At 44.6% G+C, this 26,246-nt stretch carries 21 protein-coding genes and 1 riboswitch (1 of these 22 cut by a window edge); of the genes, 11 read left to right on the forward strand and 10 right to left on the reverse strand.

What is annotated here, in order from left to right:
- Positions 1-1,388: the 3' portion of a hypothetical protein gene (locus H6571_22385; protein MCB9326498.1), read on the forward strand. Its footprint begins 1,717 nt before the window's first position; the window shows 1,388 of its 3,105 coding nt (coding positions 1,718-3,105); its start codon lies off the left edge, out of view; it ends in the stop codon at positions 1,386-1,388.
- 173 nt (positions 1,389-1,561) lie between these two features.
- Here the strand turns inward: H6571_22385 and H6571_22390 are convergent, their stop codons facing one another.
- The 5 genes from H6571_22390 to H6571_22410 form a co-directional block, all read right to left on the reverse strand.
- Positions 1,562-2,377 (reverse strand): hypothetical protein, encoded by an 816-nt coding sequence (locus H6571_22390; GenBank protein MCB9326499.1) that lies wholly within the window; start codon positions 2,375-2,377, stop codon positions 1,562-1,564.
- 194 nt (positions 2,378-2,571) lie between these two features.
- Positions 2,572-3,477, reverse strand: a complete 906-nt coding sequence (locus H6571_22395) for an ATP-binding cassette domain-containing protein (GenBank protein ID MCB9326500.1) — start codon at positions 3,475-3,477, stop codon at positions 2,572-2,574.
- Between the two features lie 80 nt (positions 3,478-3,557).
- Positions 3,558-4,160: a hypothetical protein gene (locus H6571_22400; GenBank protein MCB9326501.1), complete on the reverse strand. Its 603-nt coding sequence runs from the start codon at positions 4,158-4,160 to the stop codon at positions 3,558-3,560.
- Between the two features lie 138 nt (positions 4,161-4,298).
- Entirely contained in the window at positions 4,299-5,285 is a 987-nt protein-coding gene (locus H6571_22405; GenBank protein MCB9326502.1) for a DUF4465 domain-containing protein, read from the reverse strand.
- A 12-nt stretch (positions 5,286-5,297) separates the two neighbouring features.
- Entirely contained in the window at positions 5,298-7,187 is a 1,890-nt protein-coding gene (locus H6571_22410; GenBank protein ID MCB9326503.1) for a TonB-dependent receptor, read from the reverse strand.
- Between the two features lie 133 nt (positions 7,188-7,320).
- Positions 7,321-7,530, reverse strand: a riboswitch (cobalamin riboswitch).
- 89 nt (positions 7,531-7,619) lie between these two features.
- Here H6571_22410 and H6571_22415 point away from each other — a divergent pair.
- On the forward strand, positions 7,620-8,381 hold the full coding sequence (locus H6571_22415; protein ID MCB9326504.1) for a response regulator transcription factor: 762 nt from the start codon (positions 7,620-7,622) through the stop codon (positions 8,379-8,381).
- A 125-nt stretch (positions 8,382-8,506) separates the two neighbouring features.
- Here the strand turns inward: H6571_22415 and smpB are convergent, their stop codons facing one another.
- Positions 8,507-8,974: an SsrA-binding protein SmpB gene (gene smpB, locus H6571_22420; protein ID MCB9326505.1), complete on the reverse strand. Its 468-nt coding sequence runs from the start codon at positions 8,972-8,974 to the stop codon at positions 8,507-8,509.
- A gap of 443 nt (positions 8,975-9,417) precedes the next feature.
- On the opposite strand from smpB, the gene H6571_22425 reads away from it, so the two are divergent.
- From H6571_22425 to H6571_22440, 4 genes are all read left to right on the forward strand, one after another.
- Entirely contained in the window at positions 9,418-11,148 is a 1,731-nt protein-coding gene (locus tag H6571_22425) for a sodium:solute symporter (GenBank protein MCB9326506.1), read from the forward strand.
- A 473-nt stretch (positions 11,149-11,621) separates the two neighbouring features.
- Positions 11,622-12,377 carry a hypothetical protein gene (locus H6571_22430; protein MCB9326507.1) on the forward strand — a complete coding sequence of 252 codons (756 nt, stop codon included), beginning with the start codon at positions 11,622-11,624 and terminating at the stop codon, positions 12,375-12,377.
- Between the two features lie 121 nt (positions 12,378-12,498).
- A complete protein-coding gene (locus H6571_22435; protein MCB9326508.1) occupies positions 12,499-13,089 on the forward strand; it encodes a peptidylprolyl isomerase in 591 nt (196 codons plus the stop codon).
- A gap of 12 nt (positions 13,090-13,101) precedes the next feature.
- Positions 13,102-14,691, forward strand: coding sequence for an NAD(P)/FAD-dependent oxidoreductase (locus H6571_22440; protein ID MCB9326509.1), 1,590 nt, complete (start codon positions 13,102-13,104; stop codon positions 14,689-14,691).
- 8 nt (positions 14,692-14,699) lie between these two features.
- On the opposite strand, the gene H6571_22445 is transcribed toward H6571_22440, so the two are convergent.
- Together H6571_22445 and H6571_22450 are read right to left on the reverse strand one after the other, a co-directional pair.
- Positions 14,700-15,128, reverse strand: a complete 429-nt coding sequence (locus tag H6571_22445; GenBank protein ID MCB9326510.1) for a GtrA family protein — start codon at positions 15,126-15,128, stop codon at positions 14,700-14,702.
- The gene (locus tag H6571_22450; protein MCB9326511.1) at positions 15,125-15,823 is read right to left on the reverse strand and encodes a CDP-alcohol phosphatidyltransferase family protein; all 699 of its coding nucleotides are present in this window, start codon (positions 15,821-15,823) and stop codon (positions 15,125-15,127) included. The genes H6571_22445 and H6571_22450 overlap by 4 nt, the downstream gene beginning before the upstream one ends.
- A gap of 287 nt (positions 15,824-16,110) precedes the next feature.
- Here H6571_22450 and H6571_22455 point away from each other — a divergent pair, with 287 nt between their 5' ends.
- The 5 genes from H6571_22455 to H6571_22475 all read left to right on the forward strand — a co-directional run bounded on the left by H6571_22455 (position 16,111) and on the right by H6571_22475 (position 23,684).
- Positions 16,111-17,259 carry a cellulase family glycosylhydrolase gene (locus H6571_22455; protein MCB9326512.1) on the forward strand — a complete coding sequence of 383 codons (1,149 nt, stop codon included), beginning with the start codon at positions 16,111-16,113 and terminating at the stop codon, positions 17,257-17,259.
- A 79-nt stretch (positions 17,260-17,338) separates the two neighbouring features.
- A complete protein-coding gene (pulA, locus tag H6571_22460; GenBank protein ID MCB9326513.1) occupies positions 17,339-19,285 on the forward strand; it encodes a type I pullulanase in 1,947 nt (648 codons plus the stop codon).
- A 26-nt stretch (positions 19,286-19,311) separates the two neighbouring features.
- Positions 19,312-20,775, forward strand: coding sequence for a glycoside hydrolase family 30 protein (locus tag H6571_22465; protein MCB9326514.1), 1,464 nt, complete (start codon positions 19,312-19,314; stop codon positions 20,773-20,775).
- 202 nt (positions 20,776-20,977) lie between these two features.
- Entirely contained in the window at positions 20,978-22,837 is a 1,860-nt protein-coding gene (locus tag H6571_22470; GenBank protein MCB9326515.1) for a gliding motility-associated C-terminal domain-containing protein, read from the forward strand.
- A gap of 49 nt (positions 22,838-22,886) precedes the next feature.
- Positions 22,887-23,684, forward strand: a complete 798-nt coding sequence (locus tag H6571_22475; GenBank protein MCB9326516.1) for a hypothetical protein — start codon at positions 22,887-22,889, stop codon at positions 23,682-23,684.
- An 81-nt stretch (positions 23,685-23,765) separates the two neighbouring features.
- Here H6571_22475 and H6571_22480 read toward each other — a convergent pair whose 3' ends face one another.
- Together H6571_22480 and H6571_22485 are read right to left on the reverse strand one after the other, a co-directional pair.
- A complete protein-coding gene (locus H6571_22480; GenBank protein MCB9326517.1) occupies positions 23,766-24,089 on the reverse strand; it encodes a hypothetical protein in 324 nt (107 codons plus the stop codon).
- 8 nt (positions 24,090-24,097) lie between these two features.
- Positions 24,098-25,957, reverse strand: coding sequence for a gliding motility-associated C-terminal domain-containing protein (locus H6571_22485; GenBank protein MCB9326518.1), 1,860 nt, complete (start codon positions 25,955-25,957; stop codon positions 24,098-24,100).
- Positions 25,958-26,246 lie beyond the last annotated feature (289 nt).

Raw genomic sequence — 26,246 nt, forward strand, 5'->3', positions numbered from 1 at the left:
TCAACGGGCTGCTACCGGAAGGTGACAGCATAATTTGGGTGAGTACAGATCTTGGTTTGTGCCGGATCAATCACCAAACACAAAAGACACATAGTTTCTACCTTGCCGATGGCCTTTCTGCCAATGAGTTTAACCGTATTTCCTTTTACAAATCCAAAGAAGGCCGGATGTATTTCGGGGGGCTCAACGGCGTGAATGCCTTCTTCCCGGGGCCTGATTTTTTACATAAGAAACAGGAAAACCGCGAAACGCCTCTCATGCTTACCTCCTTCACTACTTTCAACGGAAAAATAGACAGTCTGATAGAACGGAGGGCCGGGCTGAACAACCTACATTCCGTCATTTTCACTCATCGGGATAAATTTTTTACCGTAGAATTTAGCCTGGCGGACTACCGAAACCCCGCGCAGAATATGTACAGTTATATGCTGGAAGGTTATGATAAAGACTGGTCACCGGCCTCTGCTGTAAATATTGTTCGTTACAATAATATCCCTGCAGGGGATTATGTATTCAGATTACGTGGGAAAGCCGGACGGGAAGACTGGAACGAAGAAGAATTAGCTATTGAGGTAAAAGTACTTGTGGCGTTTTACAAAACCTTATGGTTCCGGATTTCCGTAGCACTTTTACTGGCAGGATTGATTTTCGGGTTTTTGAAATACAGAATTTACCTGGTCAAAAAACGGGAGAAAGATCTCGAGGCACAGGTCAAAGCGAGAACCAGCGAGCTCGAAAAAGAAAAGCAGAAATCCGAAGAACTGTTGCTCAACATTTTACCCGCTGAAACGGCGGAAGAGTTAAAAAAACACGGCTTTGCCAAAGCTAAGCGGCATCAGCCTGTAACAGTAATGTTCTCTGATTTTGAAGGGTTTTCCCGCATCTCGGAAAGGCTGGAACCCGAAGAATTGGTTGCCCTCATCGATCGATGCTTCCGTGCCTTTGATGAAATCACCGAAAAGCACGGACTGGAAAAGATAAAAACTGTCGGGGATGCCTACCTCTGTGTTGGAGGCATTTTTACGAGCGACGAAAACCTGGCCATCAATATGATCAATGCCGCTCTGGAGATCCAGGAATTCATGAAGGCCTTGGCTGCCGAAAACGAACCGCAAGGCAAACCCTTCTTCAGGGCACGCATCGGCATACACACAGGCCCTGTTGTGGCCGGAATTGTTGGATTCAAAAAATTTGCTTTCGACATCTGGGGAGACACCGTAAATGTAGCCTCCCGCATGGAGACTTACGGGGCGGTGGATCGCGTAAACATCTCAGAAACTACCTATTCTCTTGTGAAAGAAAAATTCACCTGTGCCTATCACGGTGATTTCAAGGAGCATGATACGGCTGTGAAGATGTATTTGGTGGAAGGGCCGGCTGCTGCTTAAAAAGAATTTGCCCTTAATTTTTTTGTCAGGTGTGAAAATGTTAAAACAGAAAAAAATGTGGTTAAAAAATGTCCCGTTCCTCTGACTCGTGGCTTTTTTAAGGGGAGGAGCGCCGCTCCCTGGACCTCAGAGGTTTTTAAAACCTCTGAGGTCCAGGGGCTGCTGGAGCCGCATCAGAGATCCCTCCGGTTGACCAGCCAGTAGGAAACCAGAAGGAATATGACCAACCATACGGAGGCAATCCCCAGGTCCTGGTAAGACACATAGTCCTGGGAATACATCAGCAAATACTTTTCAAAGGGTAAGCGAATGAGGTTCCAGCCAGCTTCAGAAGGAAAGCAATCTGCAAGAAGTTCCAGTTTATATTTTTGAGACAGTATAAGCGTAGTGATGGGCTCTAAGATGTAAATGTAAAAGAGAATACTCGCAAAAGCGAATCCGGCTCTTTTGATCAACAGGCTAACGACAAAACAAAACATCAGTAAATAAAACACCTGCAGGAAATAGGCCCCCATAAATTCGATATTCCTGAAAACAAACTCAGGTTCCGTGACAGGAGAAAGGGAATACCCTACCGCAAATCCGATCAATGCTAAAAAAATAGTGGCCAACATGCTAATTCCCAGCATAAAAACGATCTTACTGAGCCAGAATTCTCGTCGGCTCATTCCGTCAATGACATTCTGCCTTATGGTTTTGTAATCAAATTCATTGGTGACACTGGCCAAAACGATGAAACAAATGAATATGGTAACCATTTTATACAAATAGGCCAGGTTCTGCCAGATGTCTACAAAATCAAAAATGGGCCATTGGTCCGCCTTTAGGAACTGTTCCGCTCCAACTGGCTCGTTTTTTTGAATCCATTCCAGGAAATAATTAAAGGCTACAGGGATGGTGAAAAAGGCAAATATCCAAAGTGCTCCAAGCACTCTGAAAAAGCGATTGGTATAAAGTTTAGTCAGTTCTATTTTTAATAGGCGCAGCATATTAATTATTTTTTGAAACACATAGATTCTTAACACATAGTCACATAGATTCTTAACACATAGTCACATAGACTCTTAACACATAGGCACATAGATGCTTAACACATAGGCACATAGACACATAGACTCTTAACACATAGGCACATAGGAATCCTTGCCAAAAAACCAGTGCACAAACATTAAAAATCAATAAATTAATGCCCTAAAGCTTCTTCACTCAGGATTTCCATAAATTGTTCTTCGAGGCTTTTTTTGAGGGTATGTAAATGAGTGAGGACAATTCCTTTTTCCACCAAATATTTATTGATGGTCAGGCTATTCAACTGAAGGGTTCCTCTGACAATTACCTTACCGTCTTTTTCTTCAATTTCATCCACCCCGGGAATTTTTTGCAGCGCTTCAATAAGTGTTTGCATATCTTCTGCAACGAGCTCGATGGTGGTGCTTTTGGCAAAATCTGCTTCTACAATCCCCTGGTAAATGAGGTTACCGGTCTGAAGTACGCAAAAATCTGTACATACTTTCTGCACTTCGTCGAGCAGGTGGCTGGCCAGGATGATGGTTTTACCCGTCTGGGCAATCTGTCTGATCAGTTGACGGATATCAAAAATACCCTGGGGATCCAGGCCGTTGGTGGGCTCGTCCAGTACGAGTACTTCCGGATCGTTGATGAGGGCTGCCGCAATAGCCAGACGCTGTTTCATGCCAAGGGAGTATCCTTTGAACTTATCGTGTCCTCTGCCGGAGAGCCCTACAATTTCAAGTACTTCCTCTATTCTGTTTTTTTCAGCCCCTTTGATCTGGCAAACCAGGCCCAGGTTTTGAATTCCGGTCATGTACGGATAAAAAACAGGCTGTTCGAGGATAGCGCCAATATTTTTCCGCATTTCATGGGATTCTCCTTTTCCAAACCACGAAAAAGTGCCCGAAGTAGGTTTAGTGACCCCCAATAACATCCCAAGGGTGGTCGTCTTGCCGCTCCCGTTAGGACCGAGCATTCCAAAAACAGATCCTTTTTCAATGTTAAGGCTGAGGTGGTTAACAGCGGTGAGCCTTCCGAATTGTTTTGTCAGGTTGTTGATCTCAAGTATAGTTGGCATAGTCATTTTTTCTTTGAAATGGTTTATGGAGGTTTTACCAAATCGAAATGGATTCGCTTATTGGCGGCATAGAAGTAGGGTCATTTCTCATTCACGATAGACGAATCAATTACTTTAATAAATTTCTGCACCCTGTCGATGATCTCGGGAAGGGAATCGAGTTTCAATTTGCCGTGCAATTCATAAATCTGGGTGTTTTCCTTACCGATGATGACGACGGCCAGGGCTGATATGGCTTTTCCATCATCCAAGGCATAAACGCCCATTTCTTTAATGGCGTCATTGATTTCCTTTTCGTTTTCAGCCTGGCCTTCAGATGATTTTTGCCCCATAAGCCCCATAAAATAAGCCGCCATTCCGGCAAGGTTTCCACGGTTGGTGACTTCCATATAAGTTCCATACCCCTCTTCTTTAAGCCATTCTTTAAATTGAGAGGAAGCATCTTCCAGGGCTTCGGAATGTTTAAAATCAACCGTCACCACCTTTTGGATGCCTTTTGTCAATTCCACTCCTTCCCCACCAAGTGCTAAATTGGCTCCCGCACGGATGACACTTTCGTAAAAATAGCGCAACCGGACTTTATCATAGTCGTCGTGTAATTTTTGAATGGCCCGGCTTTGGGCAAAGGAGAAGACAGGCAGTAAAAGCAAAAGCAGCGGAACCAGGTGTCGTTTAAAGTTCATTTTCCCGTTTTTAATTGTGATCAAAAATAGAACGGGAAAAGAAAACAAGTTAATTTTTTCGATGAATAGAGGATTTGTACGGATAGTTTGACACACAAATGCTGTTTTTACAAAAAATAACATTTGTGTGCCGAACTATTATATTTTTAAAATTTTACAAATGCCTGCCTCATTTCCATTGGTAATATTAAGGTAATAAACCCCGGCGGGAAATTTTGACAGATCAAAAGCCATTGGGTTGGAGGGAATGGTTTGAGTGGCCACTATTGTGCCATCGGCCCTTAGAATCCGGGCCTCACCAACGATGGGATCTCCGGAAGACACGATTACCGTCACCCTATCAGTTGCCGGATTTGGAAAAACTTCCAGAGAAAGTGATGGCCGGTTCACCGTCAGGACTTCCAGGGGTGTTTCGCTATTGAAATCATCCATACAAAAAAATAGCGGGGTATTGATCCCCCAGTCCCCTACATCAGTGGAGGATAGGGTAAACAAGAGGCTGTCGATGGTCCCAAAAGGTACATTGGCACTGAGGGAGGAGAGGTCCAACCAGGTCCATTCATTGACGATGTAATCCTGGTCATTGTCCTCAAAAGTGTAATCCGCCAGGTAGAATGTTACACTGTCCGGAAACAATTGTCCCTGGGCGTAGGGCTGAATCTTCAGTTTAAAATAATCGGGCTCGTCTCCGGAATCTCCCCCAAATTTTTTGGCAAAACCATCCCCGTCCCTCATGCTGTTATGGGTGTAAGTGGTATTGGTAAGATAAACCCCTCGGAGCGGTTGGGCCGTCGCTGCCCCGGTCAGACGTATGATCGCATTTTGCTGCCCTACCGCATAATTCATGCTTTTATGAACCCCACTACCCGGTTTGGCACTGTAGAGGTTGGCATATCCCGAGGTTTCGCCATCCGTCATGCTGGAAATAGCCCACCCGGAGGCCCAGTATGAGAAAAGTGAATCAAAGAACGAAGGAAAATCGGCATCCCCATCCTGGTAAACCGCACTATCCATACCATTTAAAAAAGTATCTGCCTGGATTTCGTAAGATTCGAAGGTGGAGGGCGTTTGTGCTACCGACCATAAGGTACCTGATAGTAAAAACAAAGTAAAAAGGCACTTCATAATTGTCATTTTTTATTGGATGTTTGTTGAAATTTTTAATTGAAAATGTCTCCCGGGCATAGGATAATATTCCACCACCTCATAATTTTTGTTCCAACAGTTGAATACAGTTGCCGATAAGGTGAAGGTATTCCTGTTGAATTTAAACATTCGGTCCAGGTGTATATCGCCCACCGAATAGCCAATAAGGGATTGCGAATTATCACTGGTGGTAAAAATGGCTCCGCTCCACCTATGGGCATAATAAAGCGTAATTTGGTGATAACGGATGATCAGGCTCGCCCCTCCCGTATGAGCCGGTTGATAAATGAGTTGTTTACCCAGGGTGGCCTGCGCGAAATCTGCCGCTTTTATATTGGTCGAGCGGATAAAACTGTAGCGGGCGTCTATTCTCCATAGCCATTTCCCGATCTCTTTTTTGACATAACTTTCGGCCTCCAGTCCCCTGCTCCAGACGTTCCTTGCATTTTCGGGAGACCAGACCGATGGACCAGGAAGCCATAAAATCCAGTTATCAACGGATCGGAAAAACGCAATGAGGCTGCCTCCGTAAGTGGACTTGCCTTTTTTTGTCAAGGGGGTCATTATGATCCCAGCTTCATAACTCCAGCTTCTTTCAGGCTTGAGTTCCGGATTGCCTCCCGGCACCCAATAAAGGTCATTGAAGGTGGGCAGACGGAAATTACGAATCATTGAAGTTTTGGCGGTCACCCATCTACTGGGCATCCATTTTAAGACTAAAGCCGGCAATAATGGTTGGAAATAACCATCAGCATAACTTGCTGCCAGGCTGACTTCCCCGCTCCACTTCCGGCTTTCCCCGGTTTTCCTGAAAGTCATATTCCCTGTCCACGCATTTCGGAGCGGCATAAAATCATAGTTATTGGAATTTACCCAGATCCTTTGATATCCTACGCTCAGGTGGAAACTTCCAAAGGCCGGATAAAACTGCTCGGCCCCTTTAACACTAAGGGTATTCGATTGGGATTCCGATTGGATCCCGGCAATAGTATCCCGATAATTCAACTGATCCGATATGTAGGCCGCAGTGGCTGAAAAGGCGTGTTTATCTGTCCACTTTTTCCATTTGAGGATAGTTCGTAAAGCATTGTCTTCCTGCCCGGCTACACTCTTTAACTGAAGCCTGTTGGCAGGCAATTCTCTATAAGAATGTTGTTGCCATAAGTGAACATCCCATTCCGAACCGGGACGGCGGCTAAATCGGGCCTCCTGGATAATTCCATATTGTTTCAACTGCGCATGATCCACTTTCCGGGGAGTTCCATGAAGGTCAAGGTATGGAAAGTCATTTTTGGCCTGATGGTAATAAATCCGGGTAATCCCCGTTACTTTTCCCTGTCCATACTGCACCCGGGCTGCGTTTGTGAAGGCCCCAAAACTCCCCACTGCGTTTTGCATCATTATCCTGGGGGCATGTTGATCAAACCTGTTTTTCATTTGAATGGCCCCGCCCAGGGCACCCTGGATATTGGCAGTAGCCGCTCCTCCGGGGGACCATGAAATATCATCGGCCAGGACTACGGGGAACAGGGAGAGGTCGGTTTGCCCAAGCATAGGATTTTGAATATTGACGCCATTCCATAAGATGGCCGTATGGGAAGCACTTCCCCCGCGAATAGAAGAACTACTGATGCCTGAGGGTCCGTAATTTTTCACAAAAACATTATGGGCGGCGGCCAGCAGATCACCCAGGTTTTGCAAAGCCAACCGTTCAGTCATGGAAGAATCCGTCCTTTCCCAATCCCTGCCTTCCTCTCTGGAAATCCTTAAAGATTCACTGACCAAAACCTTGGGTAATAACAACAGGGTATCCACTTCCTGCTGGGCAAAAAGCAGGTCAGTAAAAGAAAATAAGGACAAGAAAATAAACAAAAATTTCATTTTACCCTGTTTTAGGTAAAAGAGAGGAAGGAGAAGCGATGCAGGGAAATCCTAAAAGACCAGAGGTTAACGGTTCCTTTTGAATAAAAAACAGCAAAACTTATACCCACCCGGTCTTTATACCCGAAGACGAATGACAAAAATTAACCACGGCAGGTCTTCTGACTTACTCCGGATCGTGCAACCTTCCCATTATAAAACAGTGGTTGTCCTGCACTTCCTTTTTGTTGAAAAATCCAACAGGAGCTTACAGCTGCGGGTACAGTTCCCGATTTACACGGGGATTCCCTTTTCCGTAATCAGGGCAAATGTAGGTTAAAACCCCATGACCGCAAAATATTAAACAGGCCCGTTGCAAAGATGGCAGCACATTTTTTTCTTTTATTAGTTGGATTAGCCTATTTTTGTAAACTTTCTTAAAAAAAATAGCGCGTGAAAAGAGCAATTATCATTGAAGACGAAATCAACGGTTTAAACAACCTTAAAAACATGCTGGCGGAAAATTGTCCAGATATTGAGGTGATCGGTGATGCCGGCAGTATTGCCGAGGGGCTCGAATTATTGGCCAATCCACCGATAGAACCGGATGTTGCCTTTCTCGACATCAGTTTGCCTGATGGTTTGGTTTTTCAACTATTAAATCAGATCAGGCCCATTGAATTCGATATCATTTTCATCACGGCTTATGAAGAATATGCCATCAAAGCTTGTGAATACAGTTCCATAGGGTATGTATTAAAACCCATTGACCCTGATGCTTTAAAAGAAGCCGTGTCGCGAATTGGTTCGCAGAAGAACAGTGAAACAGAGCGCCGGCTGGATGTATTCAACACCTATTACAACAATCCAAACGCCTTTACCAAAATGAGCATTTCCGCTCTGGATGGTATCTATTTTGTCAACATCAAGGATATCGTCAGGTTTGAGGCAGAAGACAATTATACGCATATTTACCTGGAAAGCGGGGAACGTATTACAGCTTCCAAAACGATCAAGGCTTACGAAGAACTGCTTGCTCCTTTTAACTTTTATCGCGTACACAAACGTCATGTCATCAACCTGAACTATATGCGCAAATTCGTCAAAGGTGACGGTGGTTACCTCATCATGGACGATGAAATGAAGATCGAAGTATCCCGCCGCCGCAGGCCTGCCTTTATGGAAAGAATGAAACGGTTACACGGAGGCGTTTAGAATGAATGTATCCCGGCAGGAAAGTGCTCATGATGTCGCGGCACTCGACGTATGGATTTAAAAAAATGGCGGGTTACGGGTTGTAGGGTTTATCAAATCCCTCCCGTAACCCGCCATTTTTTGGGCTACAATTTTATTTTGTTCAACCGGTCCATGTCTCTCTTATTGTCTTTTTCTTTGATGGAATCCCGTTTGTCAAAAGATTTTTTACCCTGAGCCAGGGCGATTTCTACCTTCGCTAATCCCCTTTCGGAAATATATATTTTGTAGGGAACAATGGTAAAGCCTTTTTCCTTTACACGTTTTTCCCATTTGCGGAGTTCGGCTTTTTTGAGGAGGAGTTTTCGCAGGCGGCGAGGTTCATGGTTGTGGATATTGCCGAATTTATATTCTCCGATAAACATGCTGTTGACAAACAATTCTCCTTTTTTGAAAGTACAATAAGCATCTCTAAGGTTCGCATTTCCCTTGCGGACAGACTTGATCTCCGTTCCTGTCAATAGGATTCCTGCTTCCAGCGTTGCCTGGAAGAGGAAGTCGTGGGTTGCCTTCCGGTTGACGATCTCTATTGTACTTTTCTTCTTTTCTGCCATTGTGCTTGATTACGCCTTGCTAACGCATTTTTTGTACAAAAAGTTCAAACTTTCTTATCGGATCAGGTTTACAGGCATCCTTTTCCCGGGAGAGATGTCTATAATTTCCAATAATGAGTCCTATTGTTAATAATCCGGGAGCGAATTTAAGAAATAGTAGCAAACTGCGAAGGGTTTAAGGCTTAAACAATATTTATTCATTTTAAAGGAATATTTGTAACTTGGCTCCCCGAAACTGACCATACCTACATTATGGATAACACCACAACGAACAATAAAAATGGCGATGATCGACCGCCGGTATTCCAAACCTGGAATCAGATGTACGTCTTCGTTCTCATCATGCATGCCATCCTTATCACCTTATTTTATTTATTCACCAAATATCATTCCTGAACAGACAGCCCCTGAAACTACAGGGGGAAACACATAAAACCTAAACCATGCACGCATTTGACTGGATTGTAATGATGGGAACCATGTTGGTCATCGTTTTTTATGGTGTCTATCAATCACGTAACATAAAAAGCTCCAAAAGCTATCTCATGGGAGATCGTGACCTCCCATGGTGGACGATAGGACTCTCGGTAATGGCTACCCAGGCCAGCGCCATTACCTTTCTTTCCACGCCCGGGCAGGCTTATGAAGACGGCATGCGGTTTGCCCAGTTTTATTTCGGACTGCCCGTTGCCATGGTATTTCTCTGCATTTTTATTTTGCCCATTTATTACCGGCTTAATGTGACCACCGCCTATGAATTCCTTGAAGGGCGTTTTGATCTGAAAACAAGAACCCTCACCGCTATTTTATTTTTGGTCCAGCGCGGACTGGCCGCCGGAATCACCATTTATGCTCCGGCTATCATTCTCTCGACTATCCTGGGATGGAGCCTTGGATTTACGGTGTTTTTTATCGGGCTCATCGTTATATTTTATACGGTATCCGGAGGCACCAAAGCAGTGAGTGTGACCCAGAAACAACAGATGATCGTCATTTTAGGCGGTATGGCTATTGCAGCCTATATCGTGGTCGCCAAACTCCCGGACGGGATTGGTTTTGAAGATGCCGTGAACATTGCCGGAAAAATGGGTAAACTCAATGTGGTGGATTTTACCTTTGACCTTTCCAATCGATACAATTTTTGGTCGGGTATGCTGGGAGGTGTATTTCTTTTCGTTTCCTACTTCGGGACCGACCAGTCCCAGGTTTCCCGCTACCTCTCCGGAAAATCACTGACCCAATCCAGGCTGGGCTTGTTATTTAACGGCCTGGTCAAGGTACCTATGCAGTTCCTGGTCTTATTTGTGGGGATACTGGTTTTTGTCTTTTTCCTGTTCACCAAACCCCCTGTACATTTTAACGAAGCCAATTTAAACAGCCTCAAAGGATCGCCTTTTGAAGCCGAATTTCATCACCTGGAAGCCGATTACGACAAGATTTATGACCTTAAGGAAGCCGAATCACGGGCCCTGATCAAAGCCATTAAGAATAAAGACGAACAGACCGTCAAAGCTTCCACCAAAACCTTAAAATCACTTCAGGCCCAGGACATTGACATCAGGAAAAAAGTGGAAGACCTGATCGCCATGGAAAATCCGTTAGCCAAAACCAAAGATACCGATTACATTTTTGTAACTTTTGTACTTCACTACCTGCCTATCGGGTTGGTTGGCTTGTTGCTCGCGGTAATATTTTCTGCGGCCATGTCTTCGACCTCTGCGGAGCTCAATGCCCTGGCAGCCACTACCGTAGTCGACCTTTACCGGCGTTCCATCGTCAAAGACAAGGATGACACCCATTACCTTAAGGCTTCAAAATGGTTTACGCTGGTATGGGGCGGCATTGCCCTGCTTTTTGCCGTCTTAGCCGACCTGTCTGAAAACCTGATCCAATTGGTCAATATTATTGGCTCCTTATTTTATGGCGTTATTTTAGGCGTTTTCATGGTGGCCTTTTTCATAAAATGGATCAAAGGGAAAGCCATTTTCATCGCAGCCATCATCACGGAAATCTTTATTTTGATCATCTTCACCCTGAGAATGATGGAGATTATTGAAATCGCCTATTTATGGTTGAATTTGATTGGGTGTATCGTTACGATAATCGTAGCAACGATTATCCAAATGAGCCTGCCCACGAACCCTGCAGTGCTGGATGGTAAGGAAGGTGATTAATGTGGTCGTTTTTCTATAACTGGCAGCACTCTGAAATTAACGCGGCGGTAAACCTCTACTCAATCATGTATTGCGGAATTATTGGTTTTAATTTTATAACCGCCGAATACAATCAGGTGCAGAGTACCTTAATCTTTGTCGCCAAACAAATGGAAAGAGGATTCAAGGTGCAGCGCACCGTAACCTAAATCTCCGACCATCCAAAAAATGTTGCGGTAGCCTGTCCTCGGCATACGTTGCCGGGACGCTACACCTTAGATAGATTTTTTAATCTTTTTACAACAAATTTTTCGGTCTTGCCTGGCTGCCAGACAGGTGCTCTGCACCTATAATAAATTCCGGCGGTTATTAAATCAAATTCAATCATTTGGCAGGTGATCCAGACCGTAGCAATGTTTCTGGATGGCTATCGTTTCGGCGATTACCAAAAACATTATTTATTTTTGTAATTTCGGAAAAAATAATTGGAGTTAATGAAGCAACTAACATTAGCAGCCCTTTACGGCCAAAAAAACACGGCCTTCAAACAAATGATTCATTCAGTATGGGAAACCATCGAAGATTCAGATTTGAGGAGGATCTTTATAAAACACCCTATGGATCAAATCCACGGCACCATGGTCGGGATGGAAAAAATCATTGGATTTGAGCGGCATTTTAATGCCAATATTTGGGCAAAAGAAGAAAAAAAGAAGGAAATGGATTTTTCAAACATCTTTTCCAATATTGACCCGTTTTTCCCTATGAAAATACAATTCGGCGGTTTCAAAGAAGACTTTGATGGATTTATGAGTTTTGAGGGTACGCCTTATAACCGGTCGTTTGAAATCAACTGGAAAGCAAAAAAAATTATCCTGATCGGCTGGTCATTGCAGGAAGGAACGGATATCGCGGATAATAAACTATTTAAATTAAGGCAAAAATTATATGAACGAAACCATCTTCGTCCAAAAATGGACAATGACAATGACTTTTATATGGTCATAGGTGAATTGGCCCATTTTGAGTTATTCGACGATGAAGCGCTGGCAGAACTCAAAGCCGCCGCCCAAAGATTGGAAAAAGTCATTCGGGATCAATTATGCAACAAACCCCGGGAAATAATGGTCACCACCGATGAATTGTTTTTCGTTCGCTATCAAAAGGAATCTTTGGAGATAAGTTCGAGTGAAGCCTGGAACATCAAAAATTCAGAGAAGAATTCGTATTTTGTAAAGGATTTATTTTGATCCATTGGCCGCATTGAAAAGGGATTTCCTTATTTGAGCGCAAGCTCAAAAATAAAAGCAATTCATCCTTCGGCCCTCCCGTTCCATTGGCAATCTTGTATCATTTCTAAACAGCGGAAAAATGAAAAAAAAATGGTTGATCTTCCTCTTATTCGCTCTTTACTCATGCGCTGCCTTGAAAAACCAGGAAGAGACCTATCCCATCGGACAGATCATTACCTCCAAAGGTGAAATGCTTTTCTGGCTGTACGACGATACGCCCTTGCATAAGGCCAGTTTTATCAAATTGGCCAATGAAAATTATTGGGATACCTTGACTTTTAACCGGGTAATCGAAAATTTCGTCATCCAGGGCGGCTGCCCGGATACGCCGGAAGGGTTCGCCGATTCTCCTTATTTGATAAAACCTGAATTCAACGAGCATATCAAACATATTTACGGAGCAGTGGGCGCAGGTCGGGATGACAATCCTGGAAAGCTTTCCGCCGGATGCCAGCTGTACATCGTTCAAAATAAAAACGGTATTCCCAGGCTGGACGGGAATTATATGATCTTCGGGCAGGTTTTTAAAGGATTGGAGGTGCTGGATGATATTGCAAAAGTGGAAACCGATTCCCTGGACAAACCTTTGGTGCCCATTTACCTTGATGTAAATGTAATTTCATTGACTGAAAAGCAACTTAAAGCATACGGGTATAACCCAAAAAAATAAATTCCCGGTATTATGATTCAATCCTATAAACAAAAGCATGAAGTAGCCGATTACTACGACACCATAATCATCGGATCCGGGATGGGGAGTTTGACTACGGGGGCCCTCCTTTCTAAAGAAGGGCAAAAGGTGCTTATCCTCGAACGTCATTATACCGCCGGTGGATTTACGCATGTATTCAAACGCAAAGGGTATGAATGGGATGTTGGCATTCATTACATCGGAGAAGTTCAACGCCCGGACAGCCTTACCAAAAAACTGTTTGACTATGTTACAGATGGCCAACTTCAGTGGGCAGATATGGGAGAGGTTTATGATAAAATTATCATCGGAGATAAATCTTATGATTTGGTTAAAGGCGTTCAGCAATTCAAGGCTAAATTAATCGAATACTTTCCCGACGAGAAAAACGCCATCAATGATTACGTCAATCTCATTTTTGAGTGCACGAAAACAAGCAGGAATTTTTATGTAGACAAAGCGCTGCCGCCAGTTCTCAGTAAACTCATCGGAGGCTGGATGCGCAAACCTTTTAACCAATTTTCCGACCGGACAACCTATGAGGTGCTTAAAACAATTACCGACAACGAGGAACTGATAAGGGTGTTAACAGGGCAATATGGAGATTATGGCCTGCCTCCTAAAAAAAGTGCTTTCGTGATGCATGCAGCGGTGGTTCGCCATTATTTCAATGGCGGCAGTTTCCCCATTGGAGGATCTTCCCGAATTGTAGAAACAATTGACCCCGTGATTGCCGCCGCCGGGGGCACCATTCTTATAAATGCAGAAGTGGACAAGGTCGTTGTAAAAAATAATAAAGCGACCGGCGTACAAATGAATGACGGCAGGATTTTCTCCGCCAAAAACATTGTCAGTGGAGCAGGCATCATGACGACCTATAAAAAATTACTGCCCGCCGAAGTGGTAAAACAGCATAAACTGCCCGAACAATTACAGAAAATCAATCGTTCGGTATCCCATGCATGTCTTTACATAGGATTAAAAGGATCGCCCCGGGAACTTGAACTGCCAAAAACCAATTATTGGGTATATCCTGGTGATACAGATCATGACACTTGTGTTGACAGGTATGTGAAGAACATCAATGAGCCCTTCCCGGTCATTTATATTTCTTTCCCTTCCGCTAAAGACCCCGATTGGTCCAACCGGTATCCTGGCCGGAGCAGCATCGACATCATTACCCTGGTGCCCTTTGACGTTTTCGAAAAATGGGAAGGCAGCCAATGGATGAAAAGAGGAAGTGAATACGACGAACTCAAGGAAAAAATTGCCGCCCGTTTACTCGATGAATTGTATAGGCAATTGCCCCATTTAAAGGGAAAAGTTGATCATTACGAACTTTCCTCTCCATTGACTACACAACATTTCGTCAACTACGGCAAGGGAGAGATCTATGGAATCGACCACTCGCCCAGCCGCTTTCGCCAAAGATTTCTCAAACCGCGGACACCGATAAAAAACTTTTACCTCACCGGGCAGGATATTGTGACCGCAGGTGTAGCCGGTGCTTTATTTTCGGGTGTTCTGACCGTAGGGGCTATGACGGGAATTAATGTGATAAAAAAGATAGTAAGTAAATAAGGTATGATTCATGTTTCTTCTCCCTCCTCAACCACATCCACCTTTTTAAATACCCAGTATTTTTGCAGCGTATAGTTGAATCCAATGGATACGATGAGATCGGTAATGATCCTGCTGATCTTATAATCCAACCCCAGGAAGGTAGTGATGCCATGCGTACCGGCTGCTTTTAAAACAATGCTATTGATCACTACCGCAACAAACTTCAGGAATTGTCTGGTGAGGGGCTGTTGATAGGGAATGTTTGGGGAATGAAAAGTCCATTTTTTGTTAATGCTAAAATTAACGATCGCCCCGATGACCCCTCCAATGGCAATGGATAGGGTATAATGGAAATGAAACACTTCCGTAAAAAAGATCATTACCAGGTAATCGACCATTCCGCCGATAAAAGCGGACATCTGCGCTTTTAAGAAAATGATGATTTTGCTGATCATTTTGTCAATTTCTTTTTCTCTGACCGGTCCCTGTCATTGGCGAGATCCAACAGTTTATTAAAACTAAGGATATTCACGACGAGTAAAGTTACTATAGCTAAAGCACCCAAATAAATAATTGATCCCGTAAATATTACCTCAAGGACAAGTATTGCGGAAATGAGGATCCGCACTTCCGTAGGGCCAAGAATTCCGGAATCTATTGAGTATTTTCCGGTAATTTTATATCGTAAGATGGCAGTCAACATTTCCCAACCATACAAAACGACAAAAGCATAGCCGATATAGATCCATGGTGCTTCCACATAGATCATAAAACCGAGACCAATAAAAAGAATTCCTATCCAGTCGACCGTAATATCGAGCACAAAACCATACCATTTCCTGGGAATATTTCTGTAATAAGCTATTCGACCATCCAGCGAATCGCCAAACCAGCTGACTAAAAATCCAAACACCCCGAATAGCAGACAATATTTGCTTAAATAGGCTGCGGCAACAAAACTCAGGAAAACCAGAAAATTACCCAAAAAACCGATGCCTGTAAGCATGTTGGAACTTAACCAGGAAGGCATCTTTTTTACTAAAAAGCTGATGGAGTTATGTTCCACATCCCGTAAAATATTCGTTCTCTTTCGGTCACTTGTGATGGACTTTCCGGCCTCCTTATCTGAAATATTTCCTTTTTTCATCATCCTTGAGATTATTTCAGGCAATTAATTGAATTGGCTAAAAATACGATCTTAAATTGATGTTTCCGAAGTTATTCACCTATTAATTCACCCCCAATAAACTACTTAATGTTTCCTCTTTTCACTATATTGAGTTTTCAATAATTTCAACATAAAAGCAACTTTAAAAGCCATACAAAATGCAACATTTTCACAAGGTGACCGTCCTGCTTTTTTGGGTCATTTTAGTCTATTCCTGTCAGACTCAAGATGGAAATTCAAAAAACGAACCATCCGTCAACAAAGTTTTCATGAAAACCGATGGCCAAAAAGTGATCGACACCGAAGGCAATCCAATTATCCTGAAAGGGACCAATCTCGGCAACTGGCTCGTGCCGGAAGGTTATATGTTTAAAATGGGCCAGGTGAATGCGCCGCGTAAAATTGATGAATTGTTGTACGAACTCATTGGCCCGGACAGTCTGAAAGCCTTCTGGGATCAGTACCTGGAGAATTACATCACTTACGAGGACATCAAATACCTGAAACGCATCGGGTGTAATCACATCAGGCTGCCTTTCCATTATAAATTGTTCACCGATGACCTTTATATGGGATCGAGGAATTCCGGCTTCAAATACTTTGACCGGATCGTGGATTGGTGCAAACAGGAAAACCTTTATGTCTTATTCGATATGCATTGTGCCCCAGGAGGGCAAACCGGGGATAACATTGACGACAGTTACGGTTACCCTTACCTTTTAAAAAGCCAGTCTTCCCAGGATTTGATGAGTGAGGTTTGGTTAAAAATTGCTGACCGGTACAAAAACGAACCCATTGTCTTGGGGTATGATCTGATCAATGAACCGGCCGCCCATTATTTTAACGATGAAATGGATTTTTTTAATGAACAACTTTTTTTACTTTACCAACGAATCATTAAAGAAGTGCGCGAAGTAGATCCGAATCACATCATATTTCTCAACGGTTCGGTCTGGAGTGGTAATTTTGATGTTTTCAAAGAAATGATGGGCGATAATATCGTTTATGAATTTCACAAATACTGGTTTCCTGTGAAAAAGGAAGCCATTCAGAAGTACCTGGATTTCAGGGAAACGAACCAGGTTCCCGTTTACATTGGGGAAACGGGTGAAAACAGCGATCAATGGGTCAGTGATTTCAGAACCTTACTGGACGAATACGAGGTGCCCTGGTGTTTCTGGCCGTATAAAAAAATGAACAATACCGCCGGGATCATGAATTTTGAAGAGCCGGAACATTATCATTTGATCACCGAATACGCAGCAAGTGACCGGAGTTCCTATGCAAAAGTCCGGGAAAACAGGCCCGACCCTAAAAAAGTACAGGCGGCACTGAATGATTTTCTGGAAGGAGCACTTTACAACAATAATTTTCAAAATGAAGGTTATATTAAAGGGCTGGGCTTAAAACCGGAATAACCCGATTGGTATACTTGAACCATAATTATTACATTGTATGAACCGTTTCTTTATTTTAATAATCTTGATCACCCTTTTTATGACATCCTGCGAGCAAAATAAACCTGACTTAGGCTCTTTTGAATCCTACCCTACCCCGGGCGATGTAAGCCTGTGGCCGGACTATAGCCCACAAGCCACGACATTTAAAATATGGTCTCCCTCTGCTGAAAACGTCCGGCTGCATTTGTATACAAGCGGCATGGAAAGCGAACCTGTCAATACCTACAACATGGATACCGGAAAAAATGGGCTGTGGGCCAAAAAAATAGACGGCGATTTAAACGGCACCTATTATACTTTCCAGGTAAAAATCGATGGCAAATGGCTGGAAGAAACCCCAGGCATTTACGCGCAAGCCGTAGGGGTTAACGGGCAAAGGGCCATGGTCACGGATATGGGAAAAACCAACCCCGAAGGTTGGGAAAAGGATGAAGGCCCTACCGTGAATTTTCCGAATGAAGCCATCATTTACGAATTGCACATCAGGGATCTCACCATCCATCCCGAATCCGGATCGAGTATGCCCGGCAAATATTTGGGCATGGTTGAAGCCGGCACCACCGGACCGGGAGGCGTCGCTACTGGACTGGATCACCTCAAGGAATTGGGCATCACCCATGTGCATTTGTTACCCACCTTTGACCATTATGCCATTGACGAAAGCAGGCTGGACAGCGCCCAGTTCAACTGGGGCTACGATCCGCAAAATTACAATGTACCTGAAGGATCATTTTCGACTGATCCCTTCAATGCTGAAGTGAGGATCAAGGAATTCAAACAAATGGTAAAAACCTTCCATGAAAATGGCATCGGCGTGATCCTGGATGTGGTTTACAACCATACCGGCAGGACGGAAAATTCTAATTTCAACCTGGAAGTGCCGGGGTATTATTACCGGCATTGGGAAGATGGCCGTTATTCAAACGCCTCGGGTTGTGGCAACGAAACCGCTTCAGAAAGAACCATGGTGAGGAAATACATTTTAGAATCGGTCCTCTATTGGGCCAGGGAATACCATCTCGATGGTTTCCGCTTCGACCTGATGGGGATTCACGACATAACGACCATGAATGAGCTGACTGCAAAGCTTAAGGAAGTGAATCCCAATATATTCGTTTATGGCGAAGGATGGACTGCCGGCGACTCCCCATTACCCGTTGATCAACGCGCCCTGAAAAAAAATATACGGGGAATGCCCCTCGTGTCAGCTTTTAGTGATGATTTCCGCGATGGGCTGAAAGGCTCTGTTTTCGAGGAACAAAGTACCGGTTTTGTCAATGGTGGGGACAGCAGCGAAACCTCTGTAATGTTTGGCATAATCGGCGCTATCCAGCACCCCCAGATCAATTACCAGCAAGTGAATTATTCAAAAGCTCCATGGACGAATGACCCCTGGCAGTCCATCTCCTATGTTTCCTGTCACGACAATCAGACCCTTTACGATAAACTTAAAGCATCCAGGAAAGATGCAAGTGAAGCCACATTAGTCTCTATGGCAAAATTGGCCAATGCCGTGTTATTGACTTCACAGGGCGTTCCTTTCCTGCACGCAGGGGCTGAGATGTTACGCACCAAAAATGGAGAACATAACTCCTATAACCTGCCGGATATTATCAACCAAATTAACTGGAACTGGAAGGTGACCCACGCGGATATGGTTGACTATTATAAAAACCTGATCCAATTGAGGAAGTTACACCCTGCTTTCAGGATGACTTCCGCTGAAGACGTCAGAAATCACCTGGAATTCAAACGGGTGGAAAAGGGCCTGATCAGCTACCAGATAAAAAACCACGCCAATGGCGATCCCTGGAAAAATATTTACGTTATTTTCAATGCCCGGAGCGAGGCTGTTAATTATGAAGTGGAAGGTTCCTGGCATTTTGGGGCCCGGGCTGATTTCTTTGATTTAAGCGGCGAGGAAACCGCCAAAGGTCATATCGAAATACCTCCAATTTCAATGGTCGTCCTGTTTCAAAAATAATCACTTGCATAAATAAATTTAAAATTATGAAAATCAATTTTATCGTTCTAGGCACCCTTCTGGCCTTATCGGGATGTACAACACCACAACCGGAGCCGGAGCCTGTTAAGGCGTCATTCTCTGTTGAAGGGAAAGAAGCGACCATCTACACCACTTCAGAAACCCCGAATTTAAGACTGGCCGTTTCCGGCAAGGCCGCCTTCGCAGCCGCGGAGCAACCCCTTGAAACAGAGGTTGGCATTTTTGTAAATCCCGAAAAAAAATTCCAGACATTCCTCGGTATTGGCGGGGCACTGACCGACGCTTCCGCAGAAGTCTTCGCCGCCCTTCCGGAAGACAAACAGGCAGAATTGTTAAAAGCCTACTACGATAAAGAAGAGGGCATCGGCTACAGCCTGGCCAGAACCACCATCCACAGCTGTGATTTCAGCAAGGAAAGTTATACTTATGTTTCGGACGAAGACAAAGCTTTGGGGACTTTCAATATTGACCACGACAAAACCTACCGCATTCCGTTGATCAAAAAGGTCATGGAAGCAGCCGGCGGTGCGATACCGCTTTATGTCAGTCCGTGGAGTCCGCCAGCTTTCATGAAAACCAATAACAACATGCTCCAGGGGGGAAAACTGCTGTCTGAATATTCTGATGCCTGGGCACTCTATTACACTAAATTTATTAAAGCCTATGAAGCCGAAGGCATTCCCATCTGGGGCCTCACCATCCAAAACGAACCCATGGCCACCCAAAGGTGGGAATCCTGCATTTATACCGCTGAAGAAGAAAGGGATTTCCTAAAAAACCACCTCGGCCCTACCCTGGAAAAAGAAGGACTCGGAGACAAAAAAATAATCGTCTGGGATCACAACCGGGATTTGATCAACCACCGCGCCAACACCATCCTGGAAGATCCTGAAGCTGCAAAATACGTCTGGGGTGTCGGTTTCCACTGGTATGAAACCTGGACCGGCAGCGACCCTATGTTTACCAACCTGGACAACGTAAAAGAATCATTCCCTGACAAAAATCTCATTTTCACAGAAGGCTGTAATGAAAGTTTTGACCCCTCCAGATACCAGTACTTTCCGAATGCGGAACGGTACGGCCGCTCCATGATCAACGATTTTAACCAGGGAACGGTAGCCTGGACCGACTGGAATATCCTGCTCGACGAAACAGGCGGGCCAAACCATGTGTTGAATTTATGTTTCGCGCCGGTCCATGCAGACCTGCCCACCGGCACGCTCGTTTACACGCCCTCTTATTATTATATCGGGCATTTCTCAAAATTCATCAGGCCTGGTGCCAAAAGAGTCAGCACTGTTTGCAGCAGAAGCCACCTGTTATCGACTTCCTTTTTGAATGAAGACGGTTCGATGGCGACAGTAGTCATGAATCACACCGACAACGCCATCAATTACAAACTGTACATTGGCACGAAAGCCATTGAACAGACGATCTTTCCGCATGCCATGCAGACATTGGTGTATTAGATGGTTAAAGTCACTATATAATTTTATGGTTTCAATGCCATCAGGATTCATTGTCCGAAAATTCACGCAGATGTTCGCAGATATCTATAAAAAGTTCCTTTTAATCTGCGTATATCTGCGTGATCTGCGCGACGAAACAATGAATTAATACGGCAAACCAAATAGTCTTACTCAACCGCACTGATGTTAAAGACACAGCAATATGAAAAATTTTGTCCTCAATGCCTTTTTGCTTTTCCTAAGTCTGATCTCTGTCCAGGCCACTGCACAGGAAATTTGCGACAACGCCATCGATGATGACGGGGACGGCCTGATCGACCTGAATGATGATGATTGTACCTGCAACTCCCTCCTGCCCTCTTCCCTGATCCCCAACCCTTCATTTGAAGAAATGACCTGCTGCCCGACCGCCAACGCCATGCTGAATTGTGCCGTTGACTGGATACAGGCTTCTGCACCGACTACAGATTACGTTCATACCTGTGGCGGATATTTGGGCAATACGAGTATCCCTGCTTATGCCCCACTACCCTTTCCCGATGGCGACGGAGGGGTGGGATTCAGGGACGGACAAGCCCAGGTGGGAACCAATTTCAAGGAATACGTAGGAGCTTGTCTCACCCAACCCATGGAAGCAGGCGTAACATACCGGCTGGATTTTTTTGTAGGTTTCAGGGATAATGTTCCGGGAAGTCAGGGATTCAAAATCGCTGTTTTCGCGGCGACAAATTGCAATGAATTGCCCTTTGGTGGCAACAATAACACCGTCGGGTGTCCGGCCAACACAGGAAATTATGTCCAGCTCGGAGAAACTTATGTCAGTGGCTCCAACGAATGGGTGAATGTGGTTTTTGAATTTACCGCCGATCAGCCTTACGAAGTGATCGTGCTGGGGCCAAGCTGTTCGGCCAATCCCTATTATTACCTCGATCCTTATTTTTTCCTGGACCGGCTTACCCTTGCGGAATCAACAGCCTTCGGAACCCCGTTCGAATCGATCACAGGAAGCATTTGCAACAATAACCTCCTCCTTCAGGTAGCTGAAGAAGCCGGCAATTCATATCAGTGGTACCAGGACGGCATAGCCATGATCGGGGAAACCAATCCTGCTTTGTTGCTTACCTCCATAAACAATACCGAGGGGACTTACCTGGTGGTCATCACCACTCCGGACGGGTGTTTTCTCTCCCGTGAATATGACCTTCGTATTCCTCCTTATTACGGCACAGAGACAGCCAGCATTTGCGAAACGGAATTTTACCTTTGGGGAACGGACACCCTCACCCAGGCCGGTGTTTATGAAACCCTGTTCGAAGCGACCGATGGGTGTGATTCCATTGCCCAACTGATGCTGGAGGTCAGGGAAAACAGCTATGCCATCGTTCGCGACACTTTTTGTGCAGGAGAGCCCTATTCCTTTTATGACATTGCCACCACGGAAGAAGGCACCTATCAAACGACCCTCATCAATGCGGCAGGTTGTGACAGCATCATCACGCTGGAACTCACAGGAATAGGAACAGGAGCCGGCGTTCAATTGCCGGACTTTCTTTTATTGGACCTTGGCAAAAGCATTGATCTGCAGCCCGATTATTACGATCCCATTTTTGACCTTTTTACCTGGTATGATAATCATGGGAATATCCTCAGCAATACCCTGACCCTTCCCATGTACCAGCCCACAAAATCGACTACAGTATATTTCCAGGCAAGCAACAATATCGGATGCAGTGATGTGGATTCGGTCATCGTCAGGGTCATTCCCGATTACAGCCTGTATATTCCCAACGTTTTTTCGCCCGACAATAATGGCATCAACGACTTTTTTACCTGTTATGCCCCCATTTCCCTTGAAAAGATCATTTCGTTTTCCGTTTTCGACCGATGGGGAAATCTCGTATTTTTTGAAGACCAGATTTCAGGCGCCGGACTTTACAAAGGATGGGACGGCACCTTCAACGGAGCCTCCGCCCCACAGGGAGTATATGCCTATATGATCCGGGCTTTATTTTTGAATGGGACCGAAAAAGTTTTTTCAGGTGACGTGACATTACTACGTTAGGAACACTTTTAAAATAAATTGACCTATTTTTAACCTTAAACCCATTATCATGATAAATACTTATAAACTTGCTGCCACCATTTCATTTCATCACCAGTATTATCCGGAAAATAAGTTACAGGATTTCCAGGTATATCCTTCTCCTGAGACCCAAAGAGTGCTGGATGCATCAAGTATTCAAATCAAACAAACGGGTAACCAGTTATACTTCTTTTATCCCCAGCAAAATCAAAGTGTTGAGCCTTTAAAATCACTGGAATCTTTAGCTTTTTATTTTGCTTCCCTCAACCCGTATTTTTTCAACTTCACAGATTTACCTTTAAAGGATCAAGAGGAAACCTTCGTTTTTTATAACAACCTGGAAAGTCCAAACCTCTCCATTGAGGCTTTTGTCACTGAGTCAGATCTTTCATCCTTGTACGTTGATGACCATTTTCATCCCCAACCCCATTTAGGAGTCATCATATTGGACTTGAGTCTCCCCGAAGAGGATCAAACGCCCCCGTCCTACCAGCTGAACTTTGCTGTCCGAAAAACCATTTGGCGGTATTTTCTAATTAACCACCAGCCCGGCCAGGAATTAACCGATTTAAATATCGAAGCCGCAGGTACCGATATTCATTTTTCAGAAGGCGAAGAGCATCAATTACCAAACGGACAAATCGCAAGGCTTTTTATTGCTGATGATCCTCTTCCATTTGCTTTACCTGCGCCCCCAAAACTCAAATTCAACCTGAATTCGAGGCCAAATAGCACTAATCTTCCTAATCCTGATCCCGGACATGTTAAAATGGAAAAGTCAGGGAGTGACCACTGGTTTTATTCGGACATATATGTTTATTTGTAACCGAACATTTCCTGAAAAAAATATCTTTTTAATATTGGCCATGTTATTCCACCGGATTCCAGGTTAGGAAAGCATATTAAATTAGGACTGGCACCATGCCTGCGCTCCGCTAGGCACCGGGCTGTCCGCTCCATGCTTCCGCTTCCATCCCTTGTTGTGCTCGTCCCTGCGCCGCCCTGCGCTATCCGCTCCGGCCTGATCTATTGTTCGGAAAAACTTCTTGGCGAACCTGGCGCCTTCCTGGCGTTCTCTACCGTACAATTTTTTTGTCACGCTGATGGAACAAGGTGAAATGCCATCTGCGTTTTCTGCGTTTATCTGCGAGAACCAACCATAAATTTTCAAGACTTCCCCCAAAAAGGTATGGTAGAGAATCCTGGCGTTCCTTGCGGTTAAATTATTCAAGGACCCCATCATTTCACCAGCATCACATCTCCGGAATACTCCAACACCCGGTCATCATAAAAACGGATCTCAACCAGATAAGTGTATACCCCTACCGGAGCAGTATCGCCATTGACACGCCCGTCCCAGCCTGAAGACTCCCGGTTAGGGGCAAAATCCTTCTGCTCAAAAACGAGCGCCCCCCAACGGTCAAAAACCATCATTTTTTGAACACTCTGGAGGTGTGGTTCCGGTCCGAATACTGCAAAATAATCATTGACACCATCTGCATTCGGAGAAAACACATTGGGAATATATACTTTCCGGTTCCCGATAACACCTACATGAACCGTATCCGAGGCCACACATCCGTCTTCAGAAACGGCATTGAGCACAAGATCCGTTGAGGCTTTTGGATACCACGCCAGATCCCAGCATTCAGGATCGCACATCATCGGATCCGGCGACCAGTAAAAACTTTCCAGCCCGGTATTGGTAACCGGATGAATGGTAACCAACTCCCCCAGTTCAACAAAAACATCACTGCCCGCATCCACAAAAAATTCCGTAGGAGGTTGCAAAGAAAATTCCTCCTCATAAGTACACCCGTACCGGTCTTCGATACCGATCGTGTACGACCCGGCTATGAGGGATTCAAAAAAGGTCAAACCGGTCGGAGCCCCCTGGAAATAATAGGAAAGAGGAGAAACGCCATTCAATACATTTTGGATCAACAGGCTTCCGTCAGTCGTTTGAATACAACCCGGGTTCTGGACAACCACTTCCGCCACGATACCCGGATCAGGGACTATGGTAAGATCCAGGGTCAGGATACTGTCACAGCCGATGGAGGACACCAAACTGTCCACATAAACCCCTGTTTGGGTATAACTATGGCCATTGAGTGTAAAGGAGAGTCCCTCGCATAACGTATCCCTTATTTCGTAAAATTTGGGCACCACGTAAACGATTTTCACATTGGAAACCACCCGGCATTTCGAATTCGACAAATTTCCGGGCCCATTGGCCAACAGATAGCGATAGTAATAATAACCTGAAGATAGCTGGCTATGGGTATAAACGGGATTGTTGGCGCCGGGTATATTCTGCCAGGTAATCCCTTCATCAAAACTTTGCTGCCACTGAAAAGCGGGAGTATCGTATTGATCCCCGATGACCGTAGCATCCAAATCTATCGGCGAACCATCTTCACAAATATTTTCTATTTCAACCGGCAGAACCAGCGCCTCGGGCCCACATGGGCGAAACTCGATGTTATCCAATGCCAGATCATTACCATTGCCTCCGGGGGCATTATTTTTCAGCGATAAAACAACCGAAGTTTGTCCGGGAGCGGTGGTAAACGTAAACCCGTAAGTCTGCCATTGCTGATTTTTCGGAATATTGCCCGTGGTGAAAAATTCAACCCCATCAATCAAAAAAGAGACATTGGGATCAATATGATTGGGCGTCCCGGTTTTGATCAGGTTGATCACATCGGCCCTAAAAACATACAAGGTATTGTCGCACAATCCATCCACTTCCTGCTCATAAAACAACCCGGGTTGAAAGCTTGCATTGATCACCATCATATATCCGAATGGATCTGTACTGTTGTCGCCAATACCCAGCCAGGCACTGTAGAGTCCCGGCCAGGCGGCCAGGTTATTACTGAGCGTATAATACCCGTCCGAAGGCGGCGGATTGGTGGTATAAATATACCCCGGTGCGATCATCGGGTTGGAGGCCGGCATATTGGCCGTTCCTGATCCGAAGTCTCCGTCTGTAAATATGTTTTCGCCGAGATTGCCCCCGCATATCTGGGCCCTCACATCATTTGAAATAGAAAAAAGACCAAGAAAAAGCAGGAAAAAAATTGTTCTATTCACGGTAATTGTATTTAGCTGGTGAATTTACCATAAATAGTTAAGAAATGGTATGGCCAACCTCGGCTGTAGTAAAACTGTCGTGTATGCCCCATGACAATCCTTCGTTTTTCCGTTAGGATTCAAAAGCAACAAAACCAGTATGCGGATGGGAAATGGTTCAAAAAGTTCAAATGGTTCAAATGGTTTCATATCAATCTGGAACAACTTGAACCATTGGAACAATTTGAACCTTGAACAACTTGAACCTTAAACAATCTGGAACCACTTGAAACCATTTAAAACCCCGCCT

The organism is Lewinellaceae bacterium, from assembly GCA_020636105.1.
Lineage (GTDB): Bacteria > Bacteroidota > Bacteroidia > Chitinophagales > Saprospiraceae > BCD1.